This window comes from Sorangium sp. So ce693, from assembly GCF_051521375.1.
GTDB lineage: Bacteria > Myxococcota_A > Polyangia > Polyangiales > Polyangiaceae > Sorangium > Sorangium atrum.
The window spans coordinates 11,790,078-11,814,228 of sequence record NZ_CP150347.1; the positions used below are offsets into that span (position 1 = coordinate 11,790,078).

Annotated in this window: 16 protein-coding genes; 7 read left to right on the forward strand and 9 right to left on the reverse strand. The window is 65.3% G+C overall.

Annotated elements, in window-relative coordinates; genetic code table 11:
* Nucleotides 1-315: 315 nt before the first annotated feature.
* The 9 genes from WMF14_RS44060 to brxE form a co-directional block, all read right to left on the reverse strand.
* Nucleotides 316-2,418, reverse strand: a complete 2,103-nt coding sequence (locus WMF14_RS44060; protein ID WP_437796407.1) for a DEAD/DEAH box helicase — start codon at nucleotides 2,416-2,418, stop codon at nucleotides 316-318.
* 3 nt (nucleotides 2,419-2,421) lie between these two features.
* Complete coding sequence (gene brxD, locus WMF14_RS44065) at nucleotides 2,422-3,732, reverse strand: BREX system ATP-binding protein BrxD (RefSeq protein ID WP_437796408.1); 1,311 nt, start codon at nucleotides 3,730-3,732, stop codon at nucleotides 2,422-2,424.
* Nucleotides 3,729-6,581: a BREX-6 system phosphatase PglZ gene (gene pglZ, locus WMF14_RS44070; protein ID WP_437796409.1), complete on the reverse strand. Its 2,853-nt coding sequence runs from the start codon at nucleotides 6,579-6,581 to the stop codon at nucleotides 3,729-3,731. The genes brxD and pglZ overlap by 4 nt, the downstream gene beginning before the upstream one ends.
* Before the next feature lie 66 nt (nucleotides 6,582-6,647).
* Nucleotides 6,648-10,367 carry an Eco57I restriction-modification methylase domain-containing protein gene (locus tag WMF14_RS44075; RefSeq protein ID WP_437796410.1) on the reverse strand — a complete coding sequence of 1,240 codons (3,720 nt, stop codon included), beginning with the start codon at nucleotides 10,365-10,367 and terminating at the stop codon, nucleotides 6,648-6,650.
* Nucleotides 10,360-12,306, reverse strand: a complete 1,947-nt coding sequence (locus WMF14_RS44080) for a hypothetical protein (protein ID WP_437796411.1) — start codon at nucleotides 12,304-12,306, stop codon at nucleotides 10,360-10,362. Before WMF14_RS44080 ends, WMF14_RS44075 begins: the two co-directional genes overlap by 8 nt.
* Nucleotides 12,307-12,309: 3 nt before the next feature.
* Nucleotides 12,310-15,933 carry a BREX system P-loop protein BrxC gene (brxC, locus tag WMF14_RS44085; RefSeq protein ID WP_437796412.1) on the reverse strand — a complete coding sequence of 1,208 codons (3,624 nt, stop codon included), beginning with the start codon at nucleotides 15,931-15,933 and terminating at the stop codon, nucleotides 12,310-12,312.
* Nucleotides 15,934-15,941: 8 nt separating this feature from the next.
* On the reverse strand, nucleotides 15,942-16,583 hold the full coding sequence (locus WMF14_RS44090; RefSeq protein WP_437796413.1) for a BREX protein BrxB domain-containing protein: 642 nt from the start codon (nucleotides 16,581-16,583) through the stop codon (nucleotides 15,942-15,944).
* Complete coding sequence (locus tag WMF14_RS44095) at nucleotides 16,580-17,359, reverse strand: DUF1819 domain-containing protein (RefSeq protein ID WP_437796414.1); 780 nt, start codon at nucleotides 17,357-17,359, stop codon at nucleotides 16,580-16,582. The genes WMF14_RS44090 and WMF14_RS44095 overlap by 4 nt, the downstream gene beginning before the upstream one ends.
* A 21-nt stretch (nucleotides 17,360-17,380) precedes the next feature.
* Nucleotides 17,381-17,947 (reverse strand): BREX-6 system BrxE protein, encoded by a 567-nt coding sequence (gene brxE / locus WMF14_RS44100; protein WP_437796415.1) that lies wholly within the window; start codon nucleotides 17,945-17,947, stop codon nucleotides 17,381-17,383.
* A gap of 51 nt (nucleotides 17,948-17,998) precedes the next feature.
* Between brxE and WMF14_RS44105 the strand changes: the two genes are divergently transcribed.
* From WMF14_RS44105 to WMF14_RS44135, 7 genes are all read left to right on the forward strand, one after another.
* Entirely contained in the window at nucleotides 17,999-18,175 is a 177-nt protein-coding gene (locus tag WMF14_RS44105) for a helix-turn-helix domain-containing protein (protein WP_437796416.1), read from the forward strand.
* Nucleotides 18,176-18,244: 69 nt separating this feature from the next.
* Nucleotides 18,245-19,429, forward strand: a complete 1,185-nt coding sequence (locus WMF14_RS44110) for a dsDNA nuclease domain-containing protein (protein WP_437796417.1) — start codon at nucleotides 18,245-18,247, stop codon at nucleotides 19,427-19,429.
* Nucleotides 19,426-19,974, forward strand: a complete 549-nt coding sequence (locus WMF14_RS44115) for a hypothetical protein (RefSeq protein WP_437796418.1) — start codon at nucleotides 19,426-19,428, stop codon at nucleotides 19,972-19,974. The genes WMF14_RS44110 and WMF14_RS44115 overlap by 4 nt, the downstream gene beginning before the upstream one ends.
* Nucleotides 19,971-22,319 (forward strand): hypothetical protein, encoded by a 2,349-nt coding sequence (locus WMF14_RS44120; protein ID WP_437796419.1) that lies wholly within the window; start codon nucleotides 19,971-19,973, stop codon nucleotides 22,317-22,319. Before WMF14_RS44115 ends, WMF14_RS44120 begins: the two co-directional genes overlap by 4 nt.
* Before the next feature lie 570 nt (nucleotides 22,320-22,889).
* The gene (locus tag WMF14_RS44125; protein ID WP_437796420.1) at nucleotides 22,890-23,039 is read left to right on the forward strand and encodes a hypothetical protein; all 150 of its coding nucleotides are present in this window, start codon (nucleotides 22,890-22,892) and stop codon (nucleotides 23,037-23,039) included.
* Between the two features lie 601 nt (nucleotides 23,040-23,640).
* The gene (locus WMF14_RS44130) at nucleotides 23,641-23,790 is read left to right on the forward strand and encodes a hypothetical protein (RefSeq protein WP_437778940.1); all 150 of its coding nucleotides are present in this window, start codon (nucleotides 23,641-23,643) and stop codon (nucleotides 23,788-23,790) included.
* Entirely contained in the window at nucleotides 23,787-24,137 is a 351-nt protein-coding gene (locus tag WMF14_RS44135) for a hypothetical protein (RefSeq protein ID WP_437796421.1), read from the forward strand. Before WMF14_RS44130 ends, WMF14_RS44135 begins: the two co-directional genes overlap by 4 nt.
* Nucleotides 24,138-24,151: the final 14 nt, after the last annotated feature.

The window sequence follows — 24,151 nt, forward strand, 5'->3', positions numbered from 1 at the left end:
TGCCTGATGGTCGATGCGTCCGACGAGATGTTCACGCTCCTCGCCGGCGTCCTCGCAGCGCTCATGCGGCGACGGGCGCTGACCTTCCGGTTCGACTACTGTTGAAGCTACAGCACGGAACCCGCCTCCTCCGGGCGACCGCTCGAGAAGCTGAACACCCACCTACCGGCGAGGATCGTCGCACGACCGAAGAGCGCGAAGCCGTGGTCCTACAAGCTCCACGCCTCGCCCGGAGCATTCATCTGCGTCGAGCGAGATGAAGTGAGGCGAACCTTCATCTGGCGGCTTGAGCGGCAAGCGCCTCGAAAGCGCTGACTAGCTCGCCAGCCACCGCACCGTGCCACTCACGTCGATCAGGTAGCTCTCGATGACCTCCAGGGCGAACTTCTCCGGCAGGCAGTCCTGGAACTTCGAGAGACGGTAGCCGGGCAACCGGGCGAGCACCGCTCGACGAACCTCCGGCGTGTCCCAGAACGTTGCCGACGCCATCTTGCCGATCGCCGCACGAACGCTCTCGTGGCCGACGCCATCACCCTCGATGCGGAGCTGGAAATTGTCGGCGATGACCTTCCATCCCGCTGCGACCTCGAAGCCGTACTTGAGGGTATGGTTGATCCTGCCGCCCGCGAAGGTCCACCAGCGCGCGATGCTGCCGTCGAGCTGCACGGCGTGCCCCGAGCGACGGAGAAGGTCGCCGAGGTCCGCGCGCTTCTCGTCGAGATGCTTCGAGCCAGGCTCGTCAACGTAAGGGAAGCGGTGGGCATCGGTGAGGATCCGCTTCATCTTCTGGCACAGCTCGAACCCGAGGTGCTGCGGGACGAACCCACCCCAGCTCGGCTTGCGGCCTCCAGGAGCCTCTCGAACGATGACGACCCGCTCGTCGTGGCTCACGCGCTCGACGGTCCACGCACGCCCACCGAGGAGGAACGAGGACATGTCCTCGACGAGCCGGTCCACGAAGTTCTGTTCGAGGGACCCCAGGTCGCGCCCACCGGTCGTGACGACGCGGTAGAGCACCGGCGACGAGAACACGGCGTACAGTTCCAAGAAGTTTTTCTTGCCGAAGGCCTTCTCGGCATTCTGCCCCATCGAGAGGAGTCCCCCGGCCTCGAAGAGGAAGTCTTCCTTCTTCATGTGCTCGATCGTCTCGTCGAACTCGGGCCGAGAGATCGCGCGGAAGTCCGGCACTCGTGTGAGCTGCTCCCAGCAGCGTTCGGCGCTGATCGCGCCGTGCTGGAGCGTGAGGGCGAGGAGCTGGTGGACGAGGACCGGCCAGCACCGTTGCTGATCGGCGACGCGCTCGACCCAGCCCTCGCGTGCTAGCTCGATCAGCGCGATGGCTTGCAGTACGGCTTCGGAGTCCTCGCAGAGGAAAGTCGTGTTCGCGCTCGTCCCGCCTCGCCGCCCCGTCCGCCCCATACGTTGCATGAACGAGGAGACCGTACTCGGGGCGTTCGCCTGGAAGACGCGATCGAGGTCGCCTACATCGATGCCCAGCTCCAGCGTCGACGTGCAGACGATGCACGCATTCGTGCCGTGCGCGAACCGCTCCTCGGCAGCTCGTCGTTCTTCCAACGAGACCGAGCTGTGATGCACGAACACGTCGATCGATCGACCGCGCATCCGCTCGGCTACCATCTCGGTGAGAGCCCGCGACTGACAGAAGAACAGGCTCTTCTTGCCAGATGCGCGAGCGGCGGCCTCCCCTGCGAGCCCCACAACGCTGTCGTAGAGGCCCACGAAGAGGTCACGCTTCGCCAGAGCCTTCGGCGGGTCTACGACGACCCCCTCGCGCTCGGACGAGCCCTTCAGCCACCTGAGGATCTGGTCGGGGTTGCCCACCGTCGCCGAGAGCCCGACCCGCTGGATGTCGTTTTGGCTCGCTGGCGCGAGCCGCTCGATGACCGACATCAAATGCGCCCCGCGGTCCGTCCCGGCGAGCGCGTGAACCTCGTCGATCACGAGGAACCGCAGGTCCTTGAAGAGCCGCTGCACCGGGGACCTCGGCGAGACGAGCATGACCTCCAGCGACTCGGGGGTCGTCATCAGGATCTCCGCGGGCTCGCGGATGAACTTTCGCTTCGCGGCGTCGTTCACATCTCCGTGCCAGACGAACCGACGCAGGCCGACCATCTCAGCGTACGTCCCGAGACGGTCCTCCTGGTTGTTGAGCAGTGCCTTGATGGGCGCGATGTAGATCACGCCCACGCCCTCGGGCTCCCGCTCGACCAGGTTCGCCAAGGCCGGGAACATCGAGGCCTCAGTCTTCCCACCGGCCGTCGGCGCCAGAACAACCGCGTTCTTGCCGTCGAGGATCGCCTCGCTGGCAAGCTCCTGCACGGGGCGGAGCGAAGTCCAACCGAGGCGCGAGACGATCGCCTCCTGCAGCCTCGGAGGGAAGCGAGCGAACGCAGACACGCGCTAGAACTCCACCGAGGTGACCGGGTAGCCCCTCTCGTCGTTGGGCTCGGGCTCGTACTCCAGCGGCTTCTTCCCTTCGGCTGCGCGCTCCTCGACGACGGTCTTCGGCGGCTCGGGGAGCTGCGCGTCTGGGTTCTCGGCAACGACATCGAACAGGTTCACGAGGCTCCGGAGGAACTGTCGCGGGACGATGCCCACGTCGCCGCCGAAGCCCCTGGTCACGTCGTCCACCTTCGCGGTGATGACCTCGGGAGTGACCCTCTGCGCGACGATGTTCGGGTCCCCCATCGGGTACAGCTCGCGGAGTCGAAGACCCACGTCCTTCAGACGATCACGGTCGAAGGGTTTCAACTCCAGTTGCGGCTGGCGCATCGAGACGAGCCCGCCCTCGACCTGGAAGCGGATGCGGTCGTGGAGCGGCTGGAGCCCAGCGACGCCTCGCCGCGTGTCGAAGAACTCCGGCGTGCCCGTGAAGACCCAGAAGGCGCCCTTGAATCTGTCAGCCGCGTCGATGATCTGACGGATGCCGTTCAGCGACTTCCCCCGTACGTCACCGCGCATCCGGAGGATCGTCTCCGCCTCGTCGATGACGATGACGAGGCCCTTGTAGCCCGCGGCCTTCACGACTTCGAGCACGCCCTGGAGGTAGGCCATGGCGTCGGTGCTCGTGATGTCGCCTTTAATGCCGGCGGCCTTCTTCTCGGAGGCGCTGACGTTCTCGCTGCCCGCGAGCCACGACATGAGCGCGCCGGCCTCGCGCACCTTCCCCGCCTGCTTCAACTTGAAGACCTCGCGCAGGACCCGCCCGAGGTCCTCGGGGGCCTTGCCGCCGGTGAGCGAGGTGATGTCCTCTTCGATGCGCTTTTGGACCTTCTGATCGAAGTCGGTCGCGTTCTCGTCGGCTCCTCCATCGATGAGCGCGTTCTCCACCTTGGCGATCCAGCGGTCGATGATGTCGCCGAGCGCGCCCCTCGGGCACGAGCTGGTCCCCAGCTCCTGGACGACCTTGCGGTACACGTCGTCGAACTTGTTGAAGTGGAGATCGTTGTCCGAGACGACAACGAAGCTCGTGGCGAAGCCCTTGGCTTGAGCGTCGACCACAGCGAGCCGGGCCATGAACGTCTTCCCGCAGCCGTAGCCGCCCCGGAGAAACTTGAAGACGCCCTCCCCCGACGCGGCGAGTCCGAGGAGCCGGTTGATCTCGGCGCGCTGCTTCTCGATGCCGACGGCGAACGCTTCCAACCCGCGCTCGGGCACGACCCCGGAGCGAAGACGTTCAAAGATGTGCTCGCGGTCTCGCTGGCTCGTCATCGGTCACCTTCTCGCACGTAACGCTTGCCGCCCTCTGCCGTCTCGATCCGAACTTTGAACGGGAGCTTCGGAAGGTGTTCCTCGAACTGCAACGAGAATCTTCGAAAGGCTCGCGGCGATCCGAGCAGGCTGGTCACCTCGAGCTCGGTTACCACGCCGTGCTTCTCGATGTGGAGGAAGACGTTGCGGATGCCCTCGTCGGCGATGGTGCCCGCCCATCCCTCAGTGGCAGGCGGGGGGATCGAGGGCGGCTTCGACGCCTTCATAACGACGCCGACCGACGTGCCGCTCACCGAGTACCAAGCTTCGGGTGAGGCTCCCTTCACCTTTTCGATGTTGTCGGGGTGATGCACCTGGACGCGAACGCGATCGTCGGTCGGTCCTTCGAGCCCGAAGAAGACCTCGGTCCAGGTCTCGCTTACGGGGACCTGGAGACGCCCCGTCTTGAGCGTACCGGGGCCGGACACGTCTTTGAAGACCACGCGAACGGCGTCGCGCTCCAGCGCTCGGAGCGACAGGTCCACAGCGCGTGCCGCCGCGAATCCGAGACTCGTCGTCGTCTGCTTCGCGAAGACGATGCGCAGCTTGAGCCGATGCAGGCCCACCACATCGGGTAGGGGTTCGACCTCGACCTCGTACGCCGAGTAGCCACCCTGCTCGACCCGCTTCCGCGTGACGGTGAGGACCGGGATGACTCGCTCCTGGGGGCTGTTGCCTCCGTGGACGAACGTGGCGCCCGCGTTTCCGGTGGCGAAGACCGCGGTGTCGTCTCGGAAGAGGAGGTAGCCGGTGAGGCCGTCGTACCCGAGTGAGGAGACGGACACGTTCACCATGCCCGCCTCGGCCCGCGGATGCTCGTCGAGCACGTGACGACGCTGCGGATCGCGCTTCGTCCCGAAAGGCCGGGTCTCTGTCGTCTCGTCTTGAAGCAGAAAGCCGTGGTCTGCGGTGAACACGAAGTTCTTCACGCCAGCGAGCTGGAGGTGGTGCCACGCCGCCTTGATCTGGCGCAGCGTGGACTCGAAGGTCGGGAGCCCGACGTTCGCCTCGCCCGCGTCGTCGATCTCCTTCGAGTGGACGACGATCACTTGGTGCGGCTTCACGTCCTTGGTCAGGGCAGCCGTTCTCGCCTCGCACACGTCCGCGAGTTCCAAGAGCAGGGCCGGCTTGCCTGCGCTTCGGAGCCCCATTGCCCTCGACCGGTCTTCGGGCTTGCGGACGGTGAACTCGCCGGTCTTGAAGCCCTGGAAGATGCCGGCGACCGTGAGCTTGTCGCCCTGGGAAACCGGCGCGAGCACGTTCATACCGACCGACGTGATTGTCGGAAGCTCGGCGAGTCGTGGCTTCAGATCCACGACGGTGCCCGCCCCCTTCAGCTCCTCGACAAGCTCGGTCGCCATCTCGAAGCGGAAAGCGTCGATCACGAAGACCGCGACCTTCTCGCTCGCGAGCGTCAACGGGTACACCACCTGCTCGAAGAGGTTCCGCTGCCGCAGCTCTGGAGACGGCAGGAAGCCGTGCTCCTTGCAGAGGCTGGAGAAGTCGCGCGTGAGCTGGTCGGCCCACGCACGATGAGCCCTCCTCAGCTCGGTGGCGACCTCGCGGAGGGCCCCGTAGTGGGGCAGGCGCGACTCCAGAAGCGCGAGGCGTCGCTGCTCGAAACGACGATGTGCGCGATCCACCTCGAAGCCGTCCTTCGCGTACCGCTCGGCCGCCTCGTCGAGACTGCGTGCGCCCGCCAGCGGCCTGGGGTGCCGTGCGAGGGTCGAACCGAAGTCGGCGGCTTCGGCGACGAGGTTCCACGCCCAGCGTCGGAGCTGATCCCGCTGAAGCCAGAACGACTTGTCTCCTTGGCGAACCTCGCACCAGGCCTTGGCCTTCGCCCATTCCCCCTTGCGAAGGGCATCGACCGCTCCGATCAGGACCCGATTCTCCTCCTCGCGGAACGTGTCGATCTGCCCAAGGTCGTAGGGCGACATCGTAGCCAGCTCGTCGGTCAGGAAGCCCTCGACCTCATCAGCGATCCGCGCGTAAGCGTCGCCGCTGTCGCGACGAACCTGCGCCGCGAGATCGCAGCACGCCTTCACCAGGGGAGCGGACAGAGACTTGAGCCGGCGTAGGCGCTCGTCGTGTGCTGGTCGGCGGAGGTCGTGGACGTACTCCACGGAAAGCGCCCACGCACCAAGCTGATGGAGCGCTCGGTCGAGCGGCTTCGACTCCGTGTCGGGGTAGAAGGCCTCCCACGCTTCGTCCATGCCGGTCAGCCGGTGGATGTAGTTCCGAAGCGTCTTGACCTCCTCGGTGGCCATCACACGGGGTGCGAGCGAGCTGGGCTGGGCGAGAGCCTCGGCCAGCATCCGGGGCCCGAACTCGTCGAGCGCTGCGGCAAGCCCGAATGTGCTCTGTGAGACCGCAGATGAAAGCCAGGCGTCGGCCTCTTCGAGGCTCGGCTGCTTCGCCACGAACTTCTCGACCTCCGCGGGAGCCACACGCGCTGTAGCGGCCTCCCGGATCAACGTGTCGAGGCCCTTCCGAAACCTGACGCCAGGCTCATACAGCTCCAGCACCGGCGTCGCGCGGATCGACTGCTCGGTGAAGCCAGGCATGTGGATGAGGAGCGGCTGCTTGTCGAGACCGCTGCCGTAAGGCTCTAGCTTGAAGAGCAGGTCGAGGAAGCTTCCGCGGAAGCCGACGACCGGGAACGGGAACGCACCGGCGCCATGCGCGACGGCGAGGTTGTCCACGAGGCGCGAGTAGTGAGCGTCCTTGTCGAGCCAGATCACGATGCCCTGGCGACGAAGCTCGCCAAGGATCTCATGCTCGATGACCTGCGAGACGGGGCCACTCATACGGACCCTCGCTGGTCAGTTTGAACTATACGGAGTTCCCGGATCGTTGCTCTCGGGACGCCAGGGCTATGCATCAGCTTCCTCCAGGTCCTGCCCCGGATCGCTTTCCTGGAACAGCGGCCCTGCGTCCGCGTCATCTCCCTTGGCGTCCCGCCTCTCCCTCCGCTTCATCTCCTTGGCGAGGATCTCGCGTGCCTCCCGCTCGTGCTCCTTCAAGAAGCTGGCGCGGGCGTCAGCGGACCCCGGCTCGTCGATCGTGAAGTTGGGGCCGACCTCGTCCTGGAGCCGCAGCTCCCAGGCGTACGCCTTCCCGGAGTGCAGCGCCCAGAAGCACTTGTGCGCGACTGCGAACGACGGATTCTCTTGGCACTTCTTGCGCACGCGGGTCGGGAAGTAGCGGGCCGCGAGGTGGGACCAGTCGTAGTCCTTCTTGCCCTGCCCGTTCGCCAGCTCCTTCCACCACTTCTTTGGCTCCTTCCATTGTGGCTCCAGAAGCGGCCAGAGGGCGGCGCTGTTGACCAATACGCCGTCGTCGAGGTCCATCTCATAGCGTGCATCGACCTCGCGCCTCGTCGTCTTGTCGTCGGGAGGTGGTGGACCTTTCTCTGCGATCTCGGTCACGCTCGCGATGAACTCATCCAGCTCTTCGAGGAGCTTCTGCACCTCGGTAAACCGCTTCTCGGTAGCTCCCTTTGTGCGGCCCGCCTGACGGGCTTCCCGCAGGTCGGTCAGCTCGCCTTCAATTCTCCGCTTCTCGGGCATCAGATGCTCGGCGAGGAGGACGGAGAGCGTGTTGGAGCGGAGGCTGTGGACACAGACGTACGCGACGTACGCCCGCTTCGCGGACGACAATGGCAAGTGGATGGGCCGACCCTCGTACAAACTCCGGTGCTCCGGGAAGAAGCTCTTCCGGAGGTAGGCTCCGAGTTCGCCTTCACGGCCGATGTTGTCGCCAGCCACCCGCCACGCATGGCGCAGAGCCGCACACGCCTCGTGGTTCAGAGCCGGAGACTCCGGACCGAGAAGAAGGATCCCGTCGGGAAGCCCAGTGGCACCTGACTCCGCGATCCCACCTCCCACGTCGAATCGCCCGAGAGCGACCCCCAGGGCATGGGAGACGGCAAGCCACGGCTGGGGGGCTTCCTCGACGAAGCTCGGGACGGGCAGCGCATGGCCCGTTGGGCGGTCCACCGCGCGCTGAGCCCAGGACTGCGTGGACTCCCAAGTCGTCGGTTCCGGGGCTCGATAGTCGATCGACAGCTCGTTCCCACGTTCGTGACCCGTGAACGCGACGCGCAGCCTGGCAACGACCTCGGCTGCCCCCTCCACGGGATCGAACGGCAATCGGCGCACATCACCAAGCTGGAAGTTGACCGTCGGATTCAGCGCCGACGCGAGATCCCGAACGACGCTCCGATTCAACGCGCAGACGAGAGCCTCAGCGGTGACCTCGGACGCGGAAAAGACGGACGCACCAGACACGTCACGAACGCTCGTAACGGTATGAAGCCGCGTCCCGAACCGGTGGCCAATCGTCGTGTAGGCAACCCCGAGCAACGAGGGGCGCTCGACTCGGACGTTGGGGAGGAGGACGCGCAGCTCAAGAGCGCGGTGTTCGGCCCGGAGCACCCATCGATACGGCTCGATCCACTCCCGCCCCTCCGCGCCCTTCAGGTAGGGCAGGAACGGACCGGGTTGGTCCGTCGCTGCAGCCCTCGCGAGATGGTGGGGCACCTCCCAGATTGCGCGGAGGAACCGTTCGTTGTTGGTCGTTGCGATGCCACCCTGGCAGTCGGCGACATCATCAATCTTTGGAAGCTCGCCGTACCGGCGCATAAACGCCGGATCGAGCCAGAAGAGCAACGGGGCTCCCTCTACTCGCGCGAACACGCCAGGATCGAACGGCGTGTAGTTCGCCTCGTTCTTGAGCGCGTCTGCGATCTCTACGGTCTGCAAAGTCGAGATGGTATCGCGACTGCCGACCCTTGCGGCGAAGGACTTGCTCTCGGGCTGATGCTTCGGCGAGGCGACGACCATCGCCGACTGAATCAACTTGGACGCTCGGCGGAATGCGCCCTTTCCAACGTCCGCCAAAAGCAGGATGTGGCCCGCGAGCATCCGCTCGCGGGTGTCGCGAAAGGTGCTGAGGAACATCCAGTTCGACAGCGCCACGAAGGCGATGAGGCCGTTTGGCTTGCACAGCTCGAAGGCTCGCTGAACGAACGCGGCGAACAGATCGGGGCTGTCACCAAACGCCTCCACCAGCACGGAGGTGGGTAAGTCGATCTTCGACGTAGCGAGGTACGGGGGGTTGAAAACCACCACGTCGTAGCGGCCCTCGACTAAGAGACGCTGCAACCGGAGGCCCGCGGCGAGTTGAGTCCCGTCGAAGCGGACCCCAAGGTCGTCGGCGCCCGTGTGGTTGGTCACGAACCGCTCGACGCTGACGCTGGGGTCTGACTCCTCAAAGAGAAGCGGAGGTGCCTGCTCGTGGCGGAACCGCATCAGGCTGCCTCGGACCCCTACGTGACGCAGAGCGCGCACGGCCTCCGTCACGTCGCCACGACCACTCGGAAACGCGCGTGCAAGTGCGGCAAGAGCAGGGTCGTCGGGAGCGAGCCCATCTAGATCGAACGCGGTCGAAACCAAGTTCATCGGTGGGATGCGGCCCCGTGGAGCGAGTCTTCGCGCCTTGAGATAGAGCACGGCAGCCGCGACCTGAACGGCACGACTGTCGATGTCGATGCCGTGAAGGTTGTTGCGGAGGATGCTCTCCGCGATCTGCTCGTCCGACATCTCGTTGCCGGCGTCGCGCGCTTCCTCGCGATACAGCGGCACTAGCAGGTCGAAGGCGCCGGCCAGGAAGTGACCGCTCCCGCACGCCGGGTCGAGGACTCGAAGCTCCGCGAGGCGTGACGGTAGCTCGCCATCGAGCGACGCCGCGTTGTGGACGAACATCGGCCAGGGCGGCGGTGCCTTCGGCTGGTCGGAATGCCGCGCTTCTCGTTCCTTGCGCATGTCGAGGGCAATCCGACCCAGACTATTCTCCAGCAGCCACTCCACCATGTACTGCTCGGTGAAGAGCTGCGTCTTGGACGCGATCTCGTGGGCGTCGACCTTGCCCCGAGGCCCGATGCGCGCGTCGATTGCCTCTCGTTGCGGGTCGTTCCAGAACTGGTACACCCACCCGAGGGTCGTGTCGTCTTGCCATGCTGTAGCCAGCTCCGGCGCGTTAAGGACGGCGACGATCTCGCGCAACGCGGCGGGCGAGAGCGTGAAGTATCGGTCGAGGGGCCGCTCGCCGTAGAGTCCCGGAAGGTCGATCGCCAGCTCCTCGAAGAGGAGCTTCAGCAGGAAGTCGAGCCCTTCGTAGTCGTCCTTGCCTTGGCCATCAGTTAGCCCAGGGCCGTGGCTTCGGAACTCCAGATAGCCCTTGCTGCTCCATCCGCCGGTGAGGACCGCGGGCCGAGAGACGCCACAGGCCTCAAGCTGTCGAAGAAGGAAGAGCCGGAGGAGGGCGTTCGACGCCATCTCGGACTCGACCGACGCGCGCGCATCGAACCCGGCCTCCCCGCCCTCACGACGCGCCCGAGCGCGCTCGGCGAACCACCCTTCCAACCGGTTGCGCAGGGCGAGTTCCTTCGCATCGAGTCCAGCCTTGGCAGCGGGAACCGAAAGCCGAAACCGTCGATCAAGCTGACGAGTGAGGTCACCCTCCAGCAGCTTCCGCAGACGCCTGACGCTGGAGGAGAGCGCCTCCATGGCTTCGGGCGCCATCTCAGGCATCTGCTTCCTCCGCGTCCTGGCTATCCGCGTCGTCGAACAGCGGCCCTGCGTCCGCGTCATCTCCCTTGGCGTCCCGCCTCTCCCTCCGCTTCATCTCCTTGGCGAGGATCTCGCGTGCCTCCCGCTCGTGCTCCTTCAAGAAGCTGGCGCGGGCGTCAGCGGACCCCGGCTCGTCGATCGTGAAGTTGGGGCCGACCTCGTCCTGGAGCCGCAGCTCCCAGGCGTACGCCTTCCCGGAGTGCAGCGCCCAGAAGCACTTGTGCGCGACTGCGAACGACGGATTCTCTTGGCACTTCTTGCGCACGCGGGTCGGGAAGTAGCGGGCCGCGAGGTGGGACCAGTCGAAATGCGTTGCCTTCGGGCCGCTCTCGTTTGCAACTTGCGACCACCATTTCTTGGGGTCTTTCCATTGTGGCTCCAACAGCGACCACAAGGCTGCATCGTTCACCATCACGCCGTCCTCCATGACCATCACGAAACGTGAATTCATTGCTCGCTCGATGGTCTTACCATCGGGCTTGGGTCGACCCCTCTCCGCGACCTCCGCGATCCTCACGATGAAGTCGTCCAGTTCCTCGGCCAGCCTCTGCACCTCAGCGAAGCGGTTCTCAGCGTTCGCCTTGTTGGTCGCCGACGCCTTGGCGAAACGGAGGTTCTCGAGCTCTCTGTCGAGCCGTCGCTTCGTCGGCACTAGGTAGCCGGCAAGGAGGACGCTGAGAGTGTCGCTCCAACGGTGAGTGGAGGCGAGTACGACGAAGCTCCTCTTTGACGAGGAGAGTGGAAAGTAGATGGGCGTACCATCGTAGAGCTTCTTGTGGAAGGTGAAGAACGACCTCCGCAAGTACGTCCACAGGTCTTTGTCTTGGCCGACGACGTTGTGCTCGCGCCATGCGACATGCAAGGGCTCACAAGCCGGGTGGTCGAGGCTGTCAAAGCCCTCGGACGAGAGGACGAGCAAGCCTCGCGGCAGTGCGGAGCCGCTCGCGCTTGCTCGGACGCCCCCGTGACTCGGGTCGAAGCGAGCGAGCACCACGCCGAGCGCAAAAGAGATGAACGCTTCCGCCGGAGGGTAATCTCGTTCTGGCTCGAACGCAGGCCGCGGATGGCCGTCAGGTCTATCGATCGCCGTTTGGACCCACGCCTGCGCATAGCGCCATGCGGAAGGGCCAGGACGAACGAAATCCGGCGACGCTTCGCTCGCTGCCTCGTGCTCATCGAACACCTCACCAATTCGCGCAAAGACCTCCCGCGCCTCTGCGACGCCAACCATGGGCACCCGTTCAACGTCTCCGTTCGTAAAGTTGACAGTCGGATTGAGTGATTGCGGTACATGTCGCGCCATCGAACTGTTCAGCACGCAGACCGCTGTAGCAACGTCAGCAAGAAACGCCGATGAACCGGCGTCACTGAAGATGCTGGCGTCCCGGTGGGCACGAGCGGTAAAGGACGCCCCAATCGTGGAGTACGCCACGCCGCGCGAGAAATAGCGGTCGGCTTCTCGGCCAAACTTACTTTTCTCGTAGGTTCCCAGTTGGAGACCGTTGCGATTCCAGTGTACGAGATGCGACAAGGGCTCGAACCATGCACGAGCGTCAGCGCCCTTGATGAAGTGTACCCACGGGCGCGTTTCATCAGGAGCGTATTCCCAAAACGCCGGGCGCTTCGTTCGCGCGAGATCGATCTCGTGCCAATGCCTGGCCTTGCTCTTCGGCTTCGTCGCGCAGGCCCGCTCATCGATCCACGACTCGATCCGCTCTCGACGGCGGCGGTGGGCTTCCTCGAGCCCCGCCTCGCCAGTAGGCACCGACAGGCGGTAGAGGCGATCGGCTTCGTCGTGGGTGGCCCGCAGGAGGCGCGAGCGGATCCCCTTCTCGGGGTCCTGTACGCTCCCTCGGAGCGTCTCGGCGAGGAGCTTCTTTGCATCGGGCGTGAGCGGCATGGCTTAGACGATGCGGACGCGGGCGCCCTGGTCGAGAAGAGGTCCGATGCGGTCTTCCAGCTCCTTGAAGACGGCCTGGAGCTGCTCGCGGCTCGCGACCTCTCGGCCTCGCAAGTGCGTCTCGACCTTCACGACCTGGCTGTCGGTCTTCCTGCTCAACTCCTCGTCGAGCCGATCGTTGGCTTGCTCCTCGGCGTGATGGATGCGGCTCGCGAAGCGGTCACGGACCTCGACAAGGGTCGGCGAGATGGCCTCGGGCGTCGTGTCCACGATCACTTCGGCGACGGGACGAAGGACACGGTGGGCTTGGTCGGCGTCGAGCTGCGCAAAGCCCGAGCGCGTCTTCACGCGGCTCCGGACGGCCTCGGCTTCGGTGTTCTGCCGGTTCAAGAGCGACCGCCGGACCTCGACGTACCGGGCCTTGATGCGATCGATCGCGGGGTTGAGCTGGCTCGCCTCGCGCCACGGGCGATCGGCAGACAGATGGTTCGTCACGACGGCTGCGTCATCTTCGAGACCACCCAGCTCCTCCATCGCCCGGAGCTGTGAAAGTTCGTGATCGCGAACACGAGCGGCCTTGTTGAGCGTCTCGATCGCATCGGGCGCCAGTTCTGCGCTGCACACGCCGAGCTGCTCCAAGCCGTCGCGAAGAACATCGAGGTTGCGCTTCACCTCGATCACGGTCTTCTGCACGAGCCGTGAGCGGCAGCAGTCCTCCAGGGCTCGCCCTAGCTTCTGAAGCGCAGGAGGAACCGACGGGCGACCTGGTAGACCGTCGAAGCGGCGCTCGATGTCGCGGAGCCGCTCGCGGTACGGCGGGAAGTGCAGGAAGGTAGTGTCGGCGATCGGCTCGTCGTCGGGCTCCAGATCGACTTGAAGGTAGGTCTGGAAGAGCTTCCGGATCGCAATGCGGTCGCGCCCGGTAACTTCGCCATCCGTGGCCGGGAAGAACTCGGCCCGGCGGAAGTCCCGATCGCGCGTGAAGAGGTCGCGCACGCCGGGGTCTTGGTACGAGGTGATGTCGTCACCATGCGGGGGGCGGATGCGGATCTTCTTGCCGCGAAGGAGGCCGGCGCAGCACGCCTTCACGAGATCGGGCGCGTAGCCGTAGGGCGGGCTCACAAACGTGGCGACGAGTGTCTGGCCGGAGAGACCGCCGTTTGACTCGATCTCCTGTGCGATCCGCGTGGGGTACAGGCCCGTGCAAGAGGCGACATACTTGCCGGCGTCAAGCGCGAGGATGCCGAGCCCGCCCTCCATGAACTTCGTGGACGGTCCGGTCAGCTCCTTCTCCAAGAGCTGGTTCAGCTCCGAGGGCGAGATCGCGATCTCCGAGAAGTGCGGGTAGAGGTCGGCGAGCACACGCATGGCCAGGCTGCTGAGGGCCGGACCGAACGCGCTCCCGGTGTCGCGGGGCCGCAGCTGCTGACCGCGGAAGTAGAGAGTGCCCTCGACGAAAGCCTCGGCGACGGCGGCACGAACGCGGCCCTCCAGCTCGTCGAACCGCGCCTCCTCTTCAATGAGGAGTCGCTGCTTCTCGCGCGTGAGCGACTCGCGTCGGGGTCGGTAGCGTTCGAGCATCCGATCCGAGCGCGCGAGCTGGCGAGCGTGATCTTCGATCGCACCGGACTCGCCGACGACCCAGAGCAGGCGGTTGCGGAGCTGGTCCAGGTCGCTCTTCGGCACCCAGAGGGTGGAGGCTCGCTCCTCCTTCTTGCTGAGGAAGCGGAAGTCCACGGCGACGGTCGAGTCCTCCCGAGCGTCTTGGAGCTTCACGTCGTGCGCCTGGCGTCCGTCCGAGAACCACAGCGTCCACGGGAACGTGCGCCCCTTCCACCGGGGTCGCTCCTGCATCGAACCCACGAGGTGCCTCAGCGCGTCTTGAGCGATCTTGCTGATCTGCTCCTGCGCGACGCCGATGTCGTCGCGCTCCCGCTGCCATTCCTGGCCGGCGGAGCTTTGGATCTTGAAACCGTGCTTCTCGGAGTACGAGAGCAGGCTCAACGACCGGAGCTTCTCCAGCGCATCGGTCACGGCCTGCACGCGGTTGCCCTCGCCGAGCTTGGAGTAGAGGCAAGCCGCCAGGAGGGGTGGCATCGTCGGCGTCTGCTCCTGGATCAGCTCCAGAAGCGCGACGGCCTTCGCGACCCGCTGGGCGAGAACGTCGTCACGCACCTGGGGATCGTTGAAGATGCGCGAGAGGGTCGTTTGCACGTCAGCGTCGAGCGCCGAGTGCTGCACCTCAAAGATCGCATCGAGCGTGACGAGTGAGCCCACCTCGCCGTCGGCGAGCGTCTGCTCGCGGAACAACTCGCCGAGGAGCTGGAGGAGACCGCGAATGGCGTGGTCGTCGCCCTGCACGCGGGTCGAGCGCGTGCGAAGGTTCGACGTGACCTGCATGAGGAGGTCGATGTGCCCGGGCAGCATCGGGTAGACCTCGACGAAATCCTCCTCGGTGATCTCTTCGCAGGCGTACCCGTAGAGCTTCAGGTCGCCCCGGTGCTTTTGGAAAAGATCGCGCAGCGTGCTCTCCAGGTGGGGCTTCTTCTTGAGGAGCCGCTTGTGGACGACATCGCGGATGTTCGTCGTCCCGAGATGAACGCGAAGGTGCGTCGGGAAGCGGTCCTTGAGCTTGCCGAGGTTGTTCGTCTCCGCCGTGTCTTCGAGCTTCTGCTGGCCGGTCGCGAAGAGCCAGACGCGGCCCTTGAGGCGCTGCCCCAGCTCCGAGACGAACGACTGGAGCTTAAGCATCCGGCTCTCGTCCTGGTGGACGTACTGACTCACCTCGTCCACGACGATGAAGAGCGACTTGTTCTCCTCGCGGACGTGTATCATCGCGTCGATGGCCTCGACGACCTCGCGCACGCTCGTGCCGGAGCCGGTGCGAGAGCCCGCCCGGCTGTCGATCCAGCTCGTCGGCTCAGGGTAGCGATCTGGCTTCATCACGTGGAGCACGTGGGAGAAGTGGTCGTCCGCCTGCTCCTCCTCCTTCGCGACCTTCCAGTCCTTGCCGAGAGTCTTCTTGGCGGCCTGCACGAAGGCGTCCCACTCGCCATCGCGCTCCAAGCGCAGCTCGAAGTCGGCGACGAGATTGCTCTTCGAGCAGTAGCCGAGCCGCGACTGCACGAGCCGAAGTACGGCCGAGTGAATGTGCTCGTTGTCCCGCGCCACGCCGCCGATGTCGAAGACGACGGCCATCGGGTTCACGAGCTTGGCCATGGCCTTCCAGGCCTCGACCAACTCTTGTCGACGCGGAGAGTCGTCGCGGTTCAAGAGCGCCGTCCAAAGGGGCGTCTTGTCGGGGAGGACCACGCCGTCGAGCGAGAGGCCGAGGAGCTTCGCGAAGCTTGACTTACCGGAGCCGTAGAAGCCCGAGATCCACGACGCTGGCAGCTCGGGGCCGCCCTTCTTCGTCAGCTCGTGCTGGATGCCTTGGAGCAGCCGGACGAACTGCTCGTGGATGCCCGACTTCACCCGATGCGCTCGCGGATCGCCCTCGGGATAGCCGCCCGTGATGATGTACTCGCTTACCTCCGACTGGAGCTTCGCGGGCGACTGCTCGTGGAAGTACACGACCGGCGGGATGTCCCGGGTCACATCGGCTACGAACAGGTCTCGGATCTTCATGTGCTGGCTCACGGGTAGATGCGGGGGCGGTAGTCGCGGTCGGCGTCCAGCTCGCCCATGAAGGAGAGAGCCGTGGTGTCCTTGCGCTCGCCTGGATAGAGCAGCACGACGGGGATGTTCCGCGTCTTGCCGTCGATGTGCTTCAGGAGCGCGGACGATCGGAAGAACGGGTAGAGGGCGCCGGCCCGTCCGATGAGGACGAGGGTCCGGTCCGCACGATCGGGGTTCTGCTCGGCGAAGTCGGTGATGAGCTTCGCCACGTCCGCCGCGATCCCCTCCGGCCCCTCGATGTGGGGCGCGATCTTGTCGCGCAGATGCGCGAGGGCTCGCTCGGGGTCCTTCTCGTAGAGGCGTCGCTCTCGGTTGACGAGCGCCGCGACGTTCGTCTGGCCGGTCGCGCGGATGCGGTCGAGGAGGATCTTCTGGAGGGAGATCGGCAACACGCCCCACCCCTCGGCGCTCAGCTCGTCGGTGAGCCGGCGCATGAGCTGGCGGAGTTTGAACTCGTCCTTCGGGCGGTACGGCAGGATCGCGAAGCGGTAGTTCCGCATCGTGCTGATCTGCGGGCCGTCCTCGGCGAGCAGATCGCGCCGGAGCGCAGCCACGGCCTCGTCGAGCGAGGACTCTTGGAAGAAGGGCTCGGTTGTCAAAGCGCGGCCTCCGCCCAGGCAGTCAGCGTGGGGGCCTCCCACTCGAACTCGGTGAGATGCGCCATCCGGCGGAAGGTCATCCCCCGCAGCGAGCGGAGCCGCTGGTCGAGGACGCCCTCCGCCAGGCCGACGGACGTGAGGTAGGGGTTCTCCGTCAGCGTGCCCGCGAACCGGAGCCCTCGGAGCAGATGCATCAGGTAGGCGAGCGCGAGGTCGGGTACCTTGGGCATCAAGAGCGCGCGTGGATCCCGCTTGGCGGAGACGACGCCGGCTTCAGACGCCGCGGAGAGCAGCTTGCTCGCGAACTGGACGAGCGTCGCCTCCGACCATCGATCGGGAAACTCGTGCTTCACCCAGCGGAGCACCACCTCGCGGTCCACCTTTGGGTCGCGGAGCCCGCGCCGCTCGACGAGGAACTGCCCGGTGAACCGCCGGTAGAGCGGGTCGGAGAGTTGGAGGTGCCAGTGGCAGACGACCTGCCGCGTCGCCGCGTCCATGGAGCGCCATCGCCGGAGGACATCGAGCGCCTCGGGGAAGGCGTCGTAGCGGTCCACGAAGTTCGAGAGGAGGAAGCGGACCCGTTCGAGGCTCTTGCTCCCGAACCATCGGTGCTCGAACGCGACGAGCCCGCGGTCCGCGACGGGGACAGAGGGATCGACGTGCTCCCAGTACGAGCGCGACTCCTCGATCCCGAGCGCGAGACGGAGGATCCGCGTGTGGACCTCCGTCGCCTCGGCGGGACGTTCGGGTCGGCCGCTCGCGCGGTCCTTTATCACGGGCACGACCTCCACCCCCTGTCACCCCTCCACCTTGAAGAACGGTAGCGGGTACTGCTCGGCGAGCGGGACAAGAGCCGCAGCGATCCGCTTCACGAGCACGTCGGGAGCCTCGGGGCGCTGCCCCTTCAACTGGCGGCCGTTCGGCACCGTCGTGAACGGCACGTCGCCCTGGAGGGTCGCGACGAGCTTCTCCTTCGAGAAGTCGGCGGTGAGCGGTAGCGGAAGCGCCAGGGCCTCCGCGGGCTTCTTCCCCGAGCGCTTGTGCGACGCGAGACGCTCGCCGAGCTGCTCGTCTACCTCGAAGCCCAGGAAGTAGAGCGACCGCATCCTGTCGGCGTCGGCCATCTTCCCGCGCGCCTTCGCGTCCGTGCGCCGGGCCACCTCGCGGACGGCTTCGAGCGACGCCCAGGCGTGCGTCTGCGGGAGCAGGCGAGCGAAGAAGTCGCCTCCGCCCGCGTCGTCGATCAAGTCCGTGTCCCACCAGCCGAGCCGTCTTGGCGAGCAGCGACCCTCGCCGGCCCACGCAATTGTGAGCTGAATCACAAGGATCGCGTCGAGCGTTTCATCCGGGATCAGCGTAGACATGCGGCCGCCGAGAGTACGCCCGCTAGACGCACATGTTCAAGGTTGGTTAGTATGTCGCGCGTGCGAGGCCGCCGACTACTCGAACCCGCTGGTCTGATAACGATCGCCGAGGCCGCTAAGTTGCTCGGCATGAGCCTGCCGACGATGCGCCGATGGGACGAGAGCGGGAAATTCCCCGCACGCCGTCACCGATCACCTCGTCCCGCATGTACACGCGGGACGAGGTGATGAAGTTTCGGAAGAAAGTCGTCGAGGAGGAGAGGGCGGCGTAGTGTGACCTTGGGGGGGACATTCAGAATGACGAACCCGCCGGGGACCCCCGCGCCCGTCGTTGCGACGACTTCCTACCGCGACCTGGCGCCCTTGGAAGAAGGTGGGCGCACGGCACGCGAGGGCTTTGCCTACCAAGATCATGTCACGGCGACGAAGTGCCTCGACATGCTCTTGCCCCATGGGCCAAGCGAGGTCTGGTGCGAAGCTGAGGACGACATCGTGCTCGTGTGGAGCGTCGGCGGCGCGGAGGAATTCGAGTTCGTTCAGGTGAAGGCGCACAACCTCGGGCAAGCGTGGACGGTTGCCAAGCTGTGCGCCCGCGAGCCGGCGAAGGACGGGAAGGCGAAGAAGGCCTCCATTGTCGAGAAGTCTCTCGCCCACGACCGGGGCAAGGAGGCGTGTCGCTTTCGCCTCGTCACTACCTGGGCTCCCGAGGCCGTTCTCAACGTGCTCAGCACACCTCTCATGGCCCGCTCCTCTCCTCAGGTCGTCCCTGACCTGGGCGCAGCAACGAAGGCGATCGAGGACCAGCTTGGTGGCACTCACAACTCGCCAAACGGTCACTCGATGGGGTTTTGGGTCGAGCGGACCACATGGGAACATCGAGCGACGGTGGACGACATCAAGAACGAGAACATCGTCAAGCTCAATCGCGTCCTCGACATCGCTGGCGAGTCCCTCGCACCGGACCAATGCGACGAGCTGTATGCCCTTCTGTTCGCGAAGGTACAGGACGCGGCGCTAGCCCACGCTGTAACGCACAAGCTTGACAAGCGACTCCTGCGCGACGCTCTTCGGCAATGGCTCCTTGGACGTGCGAAGCGGATCCAGCATCCGACACACTCGGGCGGGACTGGGCCACTCGTGACCAAGCTGACCGAAGCGGCTATTGACGCTTCGCTCATCGAGGGGGCGAAAGAAATGCGGCGCCACTACGTTGCGGAAGCCCGCGTTCCCAAATACTTGCCAGCCGACGACCGAGAGACGATCGAGCTGGAGGTTGTCGCAACACTGCACGCCCTCAAGGTCGCGCTCGACTCGGGCAAGTACACCGACGACAGTCGGGAGTTCCTCGAACGGTGTCAGGACGAACTGCGCAAGATGCGCGACACCCTAGCCGGCCATCGACCGTCCAACAGCCTTCTCTACGGCTGCATGTACGAGATCATGAACCGTTGCCTCCACCGTCTCGCGAGGGCAACGCCGTGAAGCTCGCAGCCGAACTTGCACACTACCCAGCGGCACGTCCGCTGAATGCGGACCAGGTGGTCGAGTATCACGCTGCTCGCCTCTTGCTCCTGCTCCACGTGTGCGGGTCCAAGGGGCAGATTCACGGTCTCACGAAGGTGGCCAAGCTCGACTTCTTCGTACGCTATCCCGCGTTCTTCGAGCGCGCGGCAAAGGAACTCGACATGTCGCTCGTCGCCGGCACGCCGGTCAACGACTCGGCCATGGTACGGCACCACTATGGGCCGTGGGACCCGCGCTACTATCAGGTCCTCGCCTACCTGGAAGGACGCGAGCTGATCACAGTCGAGAAGGAGAAGAGTGCATTCATCTTCGCTTTGACGAACGCGGGCGTCGCTGCTGCCAAACAACTCGCCGCGGCCTCCGCGTACTCCGACATCGTTCTGCACATGAAGAACGTCAAAGCGGCCTTCGGCAGCAAGAGTGGGGACTGGCTCAAGAAGCTCGTCTACAGCGTCTTTGACGATGAGGTAGCGAAACTCTCTCGCGGGCAGGTCATCCGATGAGCGCACGCACGGTCCGAGTTGGGCTCGTCGAGCGGTTTTCCCACCACGAGTTGGTCGATCAGCTTGACCTTAGGCCTGGGGTGAACGTCGTCGTCGGGAGCAAGGACACCGGTAAGACTGGGTGGCTACGTACCATCTCGTTCCTCCTCGGAGATACGGATGGTCCGGAAGGCGCTCTTGGCGCAGGCATCGCCGGAAAGTTCGATTCGGCAAGGCTCCGCTTGCACATCGGGCCCGACGAAGAAGTCGTGTTGGAGCGACGGTGGAAGGAGGCCGGGGCCAAGCACAAGGTCTTCATCAATGGCGACGGGATCGCATCGGGCGGGTTCTCCGAATGGATGCAGAAGAAGCTCGGCGTCCCACTCGTTCGGTTCCCGAGAGGCAACCCGTACTCCGGTGCGACGTGGCCGGAGTTGAGCTGGAGAATGCTCTTCCGACACGTCTACCGCGAAGAGCGCTTCTGGGCGGACCTGGCGGACAAGCAGCCGGAGCGAGAACAACACGCGTGCCTGCTGCAGTTCCTTGGTGCCGCGAAGCGGCTCTACCCAGAGGAACTCGGCGAGGAGATCCGGCTGCGCCAGGACCTCCTGCGTCTGCGGGCACGACGAGATCAGTTCGAAGACGTTCTCCAGCAGGCGGCAAAGGGCTTACTGACCGATCCCTCGCTCTCGAACGCAGTGACGCGAGACTCGATTTCAGCCGGGATCGAGCGGCTGCGCGCAGAGGTCGAGCGGCTTGGGCGCCAGCGGGAAGAGATCCTCGCCGACGCAATAACTCCGAAGGCCGGATCTTCCCCTCAGGGCTTGGACCTCGATCTCCAGCTTGCCGAGCAGCGGGTGTCCCTGATCGCCGAGCACGAGCGTGTGGCGGGAGCATTGGCTGCGATCGCGAAGCGTCTTGGCGAGCTGGCGACGTACCGCGCGAATATTTCCGCGGAGCTGACTCGCATCAAGCGTGTTGCGGTCGCCGAAGAAGTCTTCCGGCCGCTCAGCGTTACGCGTTGTCCTCATTGCGATCAGAAGGTGTCACCCGCGGGGGTGGCTCCCGGCACATGCTTCGTTTGCCATCAGCATCTGGCCTGGGAGCCGACAAGCGGGGGCCGCGGAGCAACGCGGCGCCTTGCTTTCGAGCATGAGCAGCTCGAAGGGGAAACCGAGGAATTGGATGATCTCGTTAAGCGCCTCCAGTCCGAGCAAAGTGAGTTGACGCACGTCTTGCGGCGTCTTGATGCCTCACTCTCCGAAATCGACGTGCGCCTGCGCCCTGTGAGAGCGGCGCTCGCGGCGGCTCCGCCCGTGGGATTGGAGGCAACGGCCACACGTGTTGGACAGGTCGAAGAGCGCATTGCTCAACTCCTTCGTCTCCAGGAGACCCTCGACCAGCGCGACAAGCTCACGGAGCAGATCGACACGCTAGAAGCGAAGGCGCAGACGACGGGCGCACACGTCGAGGAGAAGAGCGCTGGGGTTGAATTCGAGAAGATGTCGCAGGAGCTTACCGATGGCATCAACGAGTATCTGAACCTGCTGAACGAAGGGGACGCCGGCCGGTGGATGCACGAGCCGTTGCGCTTTCGGATCAACGACAGGTCCTTCAAGCTTCTGGTCGGCGAGGCGACGTGGTCTTCCGTCGGGGCAACGTCCGTGGGGATGGTCCTTCTCGCGTATCACTACGCTCTGCTGAAACTCTCCGGTCGCGAGGACCGCAACTACCCAGGCCTCGCACTTATCGACTTCCCCATGACTCTGGCCGACGGCACATCGATCGCCAATAAGGAGAACTACCTCGTCGAGCCGTTTGTCGCTCTTGCGAAGGCGAACGCAGCCACGCAGTCGATTATCTGCGGCCGGTCGTTCAAGGGTCTGAAGGGGGCGCACCGAATCCAGCTCAGCGAAGTCTGGACCCAGGGAGTAGTCCCCGCGTTGACGTTTGAGGCGCTTCCTCCCGCTGGACCGCGGGAGCTTGATCTCACGGTGGCTGCCCATTTCCACAGCCGACAGGAGCAGGTCATGATGGTCCTCGATCCAGCCGAGGTAGCGCGCTTGGCGAAGCTCCTGCCGGATCTCGGTGCTGCCATTGCGGCAGGTCGGAGCTGGCCCGGCAAGGACGTTACTGTCCGATGGAGCGGGGGGACGTATGTAACGAAGCTCGTCCACCACATCGACAACGGCAACGTGAAGTTCACTGTGCGAAAGCGAGAGGCCAAACGTCTCTGGGACTACCTCGACGAACTGCTCCGGGGGACCAACCCGGAGAGAGACTTCGCGGCTCGCTACTCCCTGGGAACTCAGGGGGTGCTTGATGAGTTCTTCGTCGATTTCCGGATGAATTCCCCGACGATCTAGCGGTGCCCGGCCCGCCCGTTCCCATGATTCCCGAACGGTTCGGGATCGACGGGAACCCCGCGAGCGGCTGACGACGCTGCGTCTGCCCGGCACCTTCTCATGTATGGGGCGTGCCAGGTCGATGCGCCGCGGGTTCATCTCCGCCCACCCCCAGACTCGCAACAGATCATGCCTTCTGTTGGGAGTCGTCGAAGAACGGTAGCCAAGGTCCCGCGTACGACGGGACCCGGGCGGCGGACGGTGGTAGCCGCGCCCTCTCCGAGAACACCACCTCGACGAGCTCCTCGCCGGGGGGAAGTCGGCCAGCGCGCGGAATATGCTGACCCCCTTGGCTGCCTTCTCGAGGTCGGGTGGTGGCGGGGTGCCCCCGAGCTGCAGGAGGAGAGTCTGGGCGGGCGGTTCATGGCGAAATCCACCCGCTCGGTCCAGGTCTCTAGCGTCGTCTGAAAGCCGCGAAGGGCGTGCTCCACGTCAGGCTGCGAAGACTGTTTCCTCGACGCCTTCGCCGCTGCGTGAGCGAGGCGCCGCTTCAGGTCGCGCACCGAGAGTCCCTCGGCAAGAACGGCCTCGATGTGGTCGTTGCGCTTCTTGGGGCTGGTGACCGTCGCGAGGAGCTGCAAGTGCGAGAAGCTGATCGGGAGCCCGGTCACGCTCGCCCGCCGAAGGAGCTCCGAGCGCTCCTTCGACGATCAGCAGGCAGGTACTTTCGCGTGCCAGTAGAGCAGGGTCTTGTCGTAGCCCAGCACGACGGCGAGCGTGCTCCACGCCGCGCTTCCCGTACTTCTCGGCGTCCTCCTGGATGGTGTTCACCAGGGCGCCCAGCCGATACCGAGCCTTCGCGTCGTCGGTTCCTGCGGACGCGAGGGCCTCGCGGATCTTGTCGCACTCCTTAGCGGAGCGCCGAGGTCATCTTCTGGAGCGCGCGCTCCGTACGGCTCGGCTTCGGTTCGGGGTCATCCTTTCGCATCACTTGCTCCTTGCCGGGGGAATACCTCAGGCGCGGCGCATCCGGGTCGCGTCTCGTGGCCATCGTGCACGGTCAGCCGAGGGACCGTCGGGCGCAAATATTTGGAAATACAAGGGATAATACTGATGAAGGAGGTCTCCGCTCGAGAGATTCACGTCCATGAAGAACCACAAGCTCCTCGTGAAAGTGCTGCGCGTCACCGCGGTGGTCCTGGCGATGGCCGCGCAGGTGCTCCTCGCCAGCGTGGGCTAGTCGCCCACGCTGCCCGTGTCCACCGCGACCCTTCGTCCGGGCCGCCTTCCAGATTCCGTCCATATCGAATAACGCCCTTGTCGGCGCTCCGGAGAGATCCCCATGTCCCAGAACAACGAGAACGCCACGTCCGCTGTCTCCTCCTACGTCATCCGCGTGTTCGCGAACGAGTCCGTGAAGAAGGGCGCTGCCGCCGCGGTCGCCGGCCTCCTGGTCGCGGCCGTGTCGGAGGCGATCTGGCCGTCGCGGTGAGCGAGTTGATCGGCGAGGCCCTGCTGGAGCTGCTCCGGCACGGTCTGCCCCGACGCGTGCCAAAGGCCGCGGAGATGCTCGACTGGCTCCGGGAGGCGGCCACCCCGCCTCCAGGTGTCGAGCTCTTCAGCGCCGACGGCGCAGCGTTCACCGGCATCCTGATCGTCGACCGGAACCGGCCGATCCTCATGCTCGCGGCGCGACAGAGCCCGGCGCCACGCATCCACATGGGCCCGTCCGTGCCGCCCAGCACACCGCGCCACGGTTCCCCGTACGGCCAGCGGTCCCTGTTCGACGAGGACGACGAGCCCTACTGGCGCGACGGCCATGCCGGCTGGCCGCGATGAGGCTGGCCTCGGGG

Excerpts from the sequence above, each read along its gene's own strand:
- brxD (WP_437796408.1), bottom strand. The coding sequence starts at position 3,732 with ATGACGAGCCAGCGAGACCGCGAGCACATCTTTGAACGTCTTCGCTCC.
- pglZ (WP_437796409.1), bottom strand. The coding sequence starts at position 6,581 with ATGAGTGGCCCCGTCTCGCAGGTCATCGAGCATGAGATCCTTGGCGAG.
- WMF14_RS44075 (WP_437796410.1), bottom strand. The coding sequence starts at position 10,367 with ATGCCTGAGATGGCGCCCGAAGCCATGGAGGCGCTCTCCTCCAGCGTC.
- WMF14_RS44080 (WP_437796411.1), bottom strand. The coding sequence starts at position 12,306 with ATGCCGCTCACGCCCGATGCAAAGAAGCTCCTCGCCGAGACGCTCCGA.
- brxC (WP_437796412.1), bottom strand. The coding sequence starts at position 15,933 with ATGAAGATCCGAGACCTGTTCGTAGCCGATGTGACCCGGGACATCCCG.
- brxE (WP_437796415.1), bottom strand. The coding sequence starts at position 17,947 with ATGTCTACGCTGATCCCGGATGAAACGCTCGACGCGATCCTTGTGATT.
- WMF14_RS44105 (WP_437796416.1), top strand. The coding sequence starts at position 17,999 with ATGTCGCGCGTGCGAGGCCGCCGACTACTCGAACCCGCTGGTCTGATA.
- WMF14_RS44110 (WP_437796417.1), top strand. The coding sequence starts at position 18,245 with ATGACGAACCCGCCGGGGACCCCCGCGCCCGTCGTTGCGACGACTTCC.
- WMF14_RS44120 (WP_437796419.1), top strand. The coding sequence starts at position 19,971 with ATGAGCGCACGCACGGTCCGAGTTGGGCTCGTCGAGCGGTTTTCCCAC.
- WMF14_RS44125 (WP_437796420.1), top strand. The coding sequence starts at position 22,890 with ATGTGGTCGTTGCGCTTCTTGGGGCTGGTGACCGTCGCGAGGAGCTGC.
- WMF14_RS44130 (WP_437778940.1), top strand. The coding sequence starts at position 23,641 with ATGTCCCAGAACAACGAGAACGCCACGTCCGCTGTCTCCTCCTACGTC.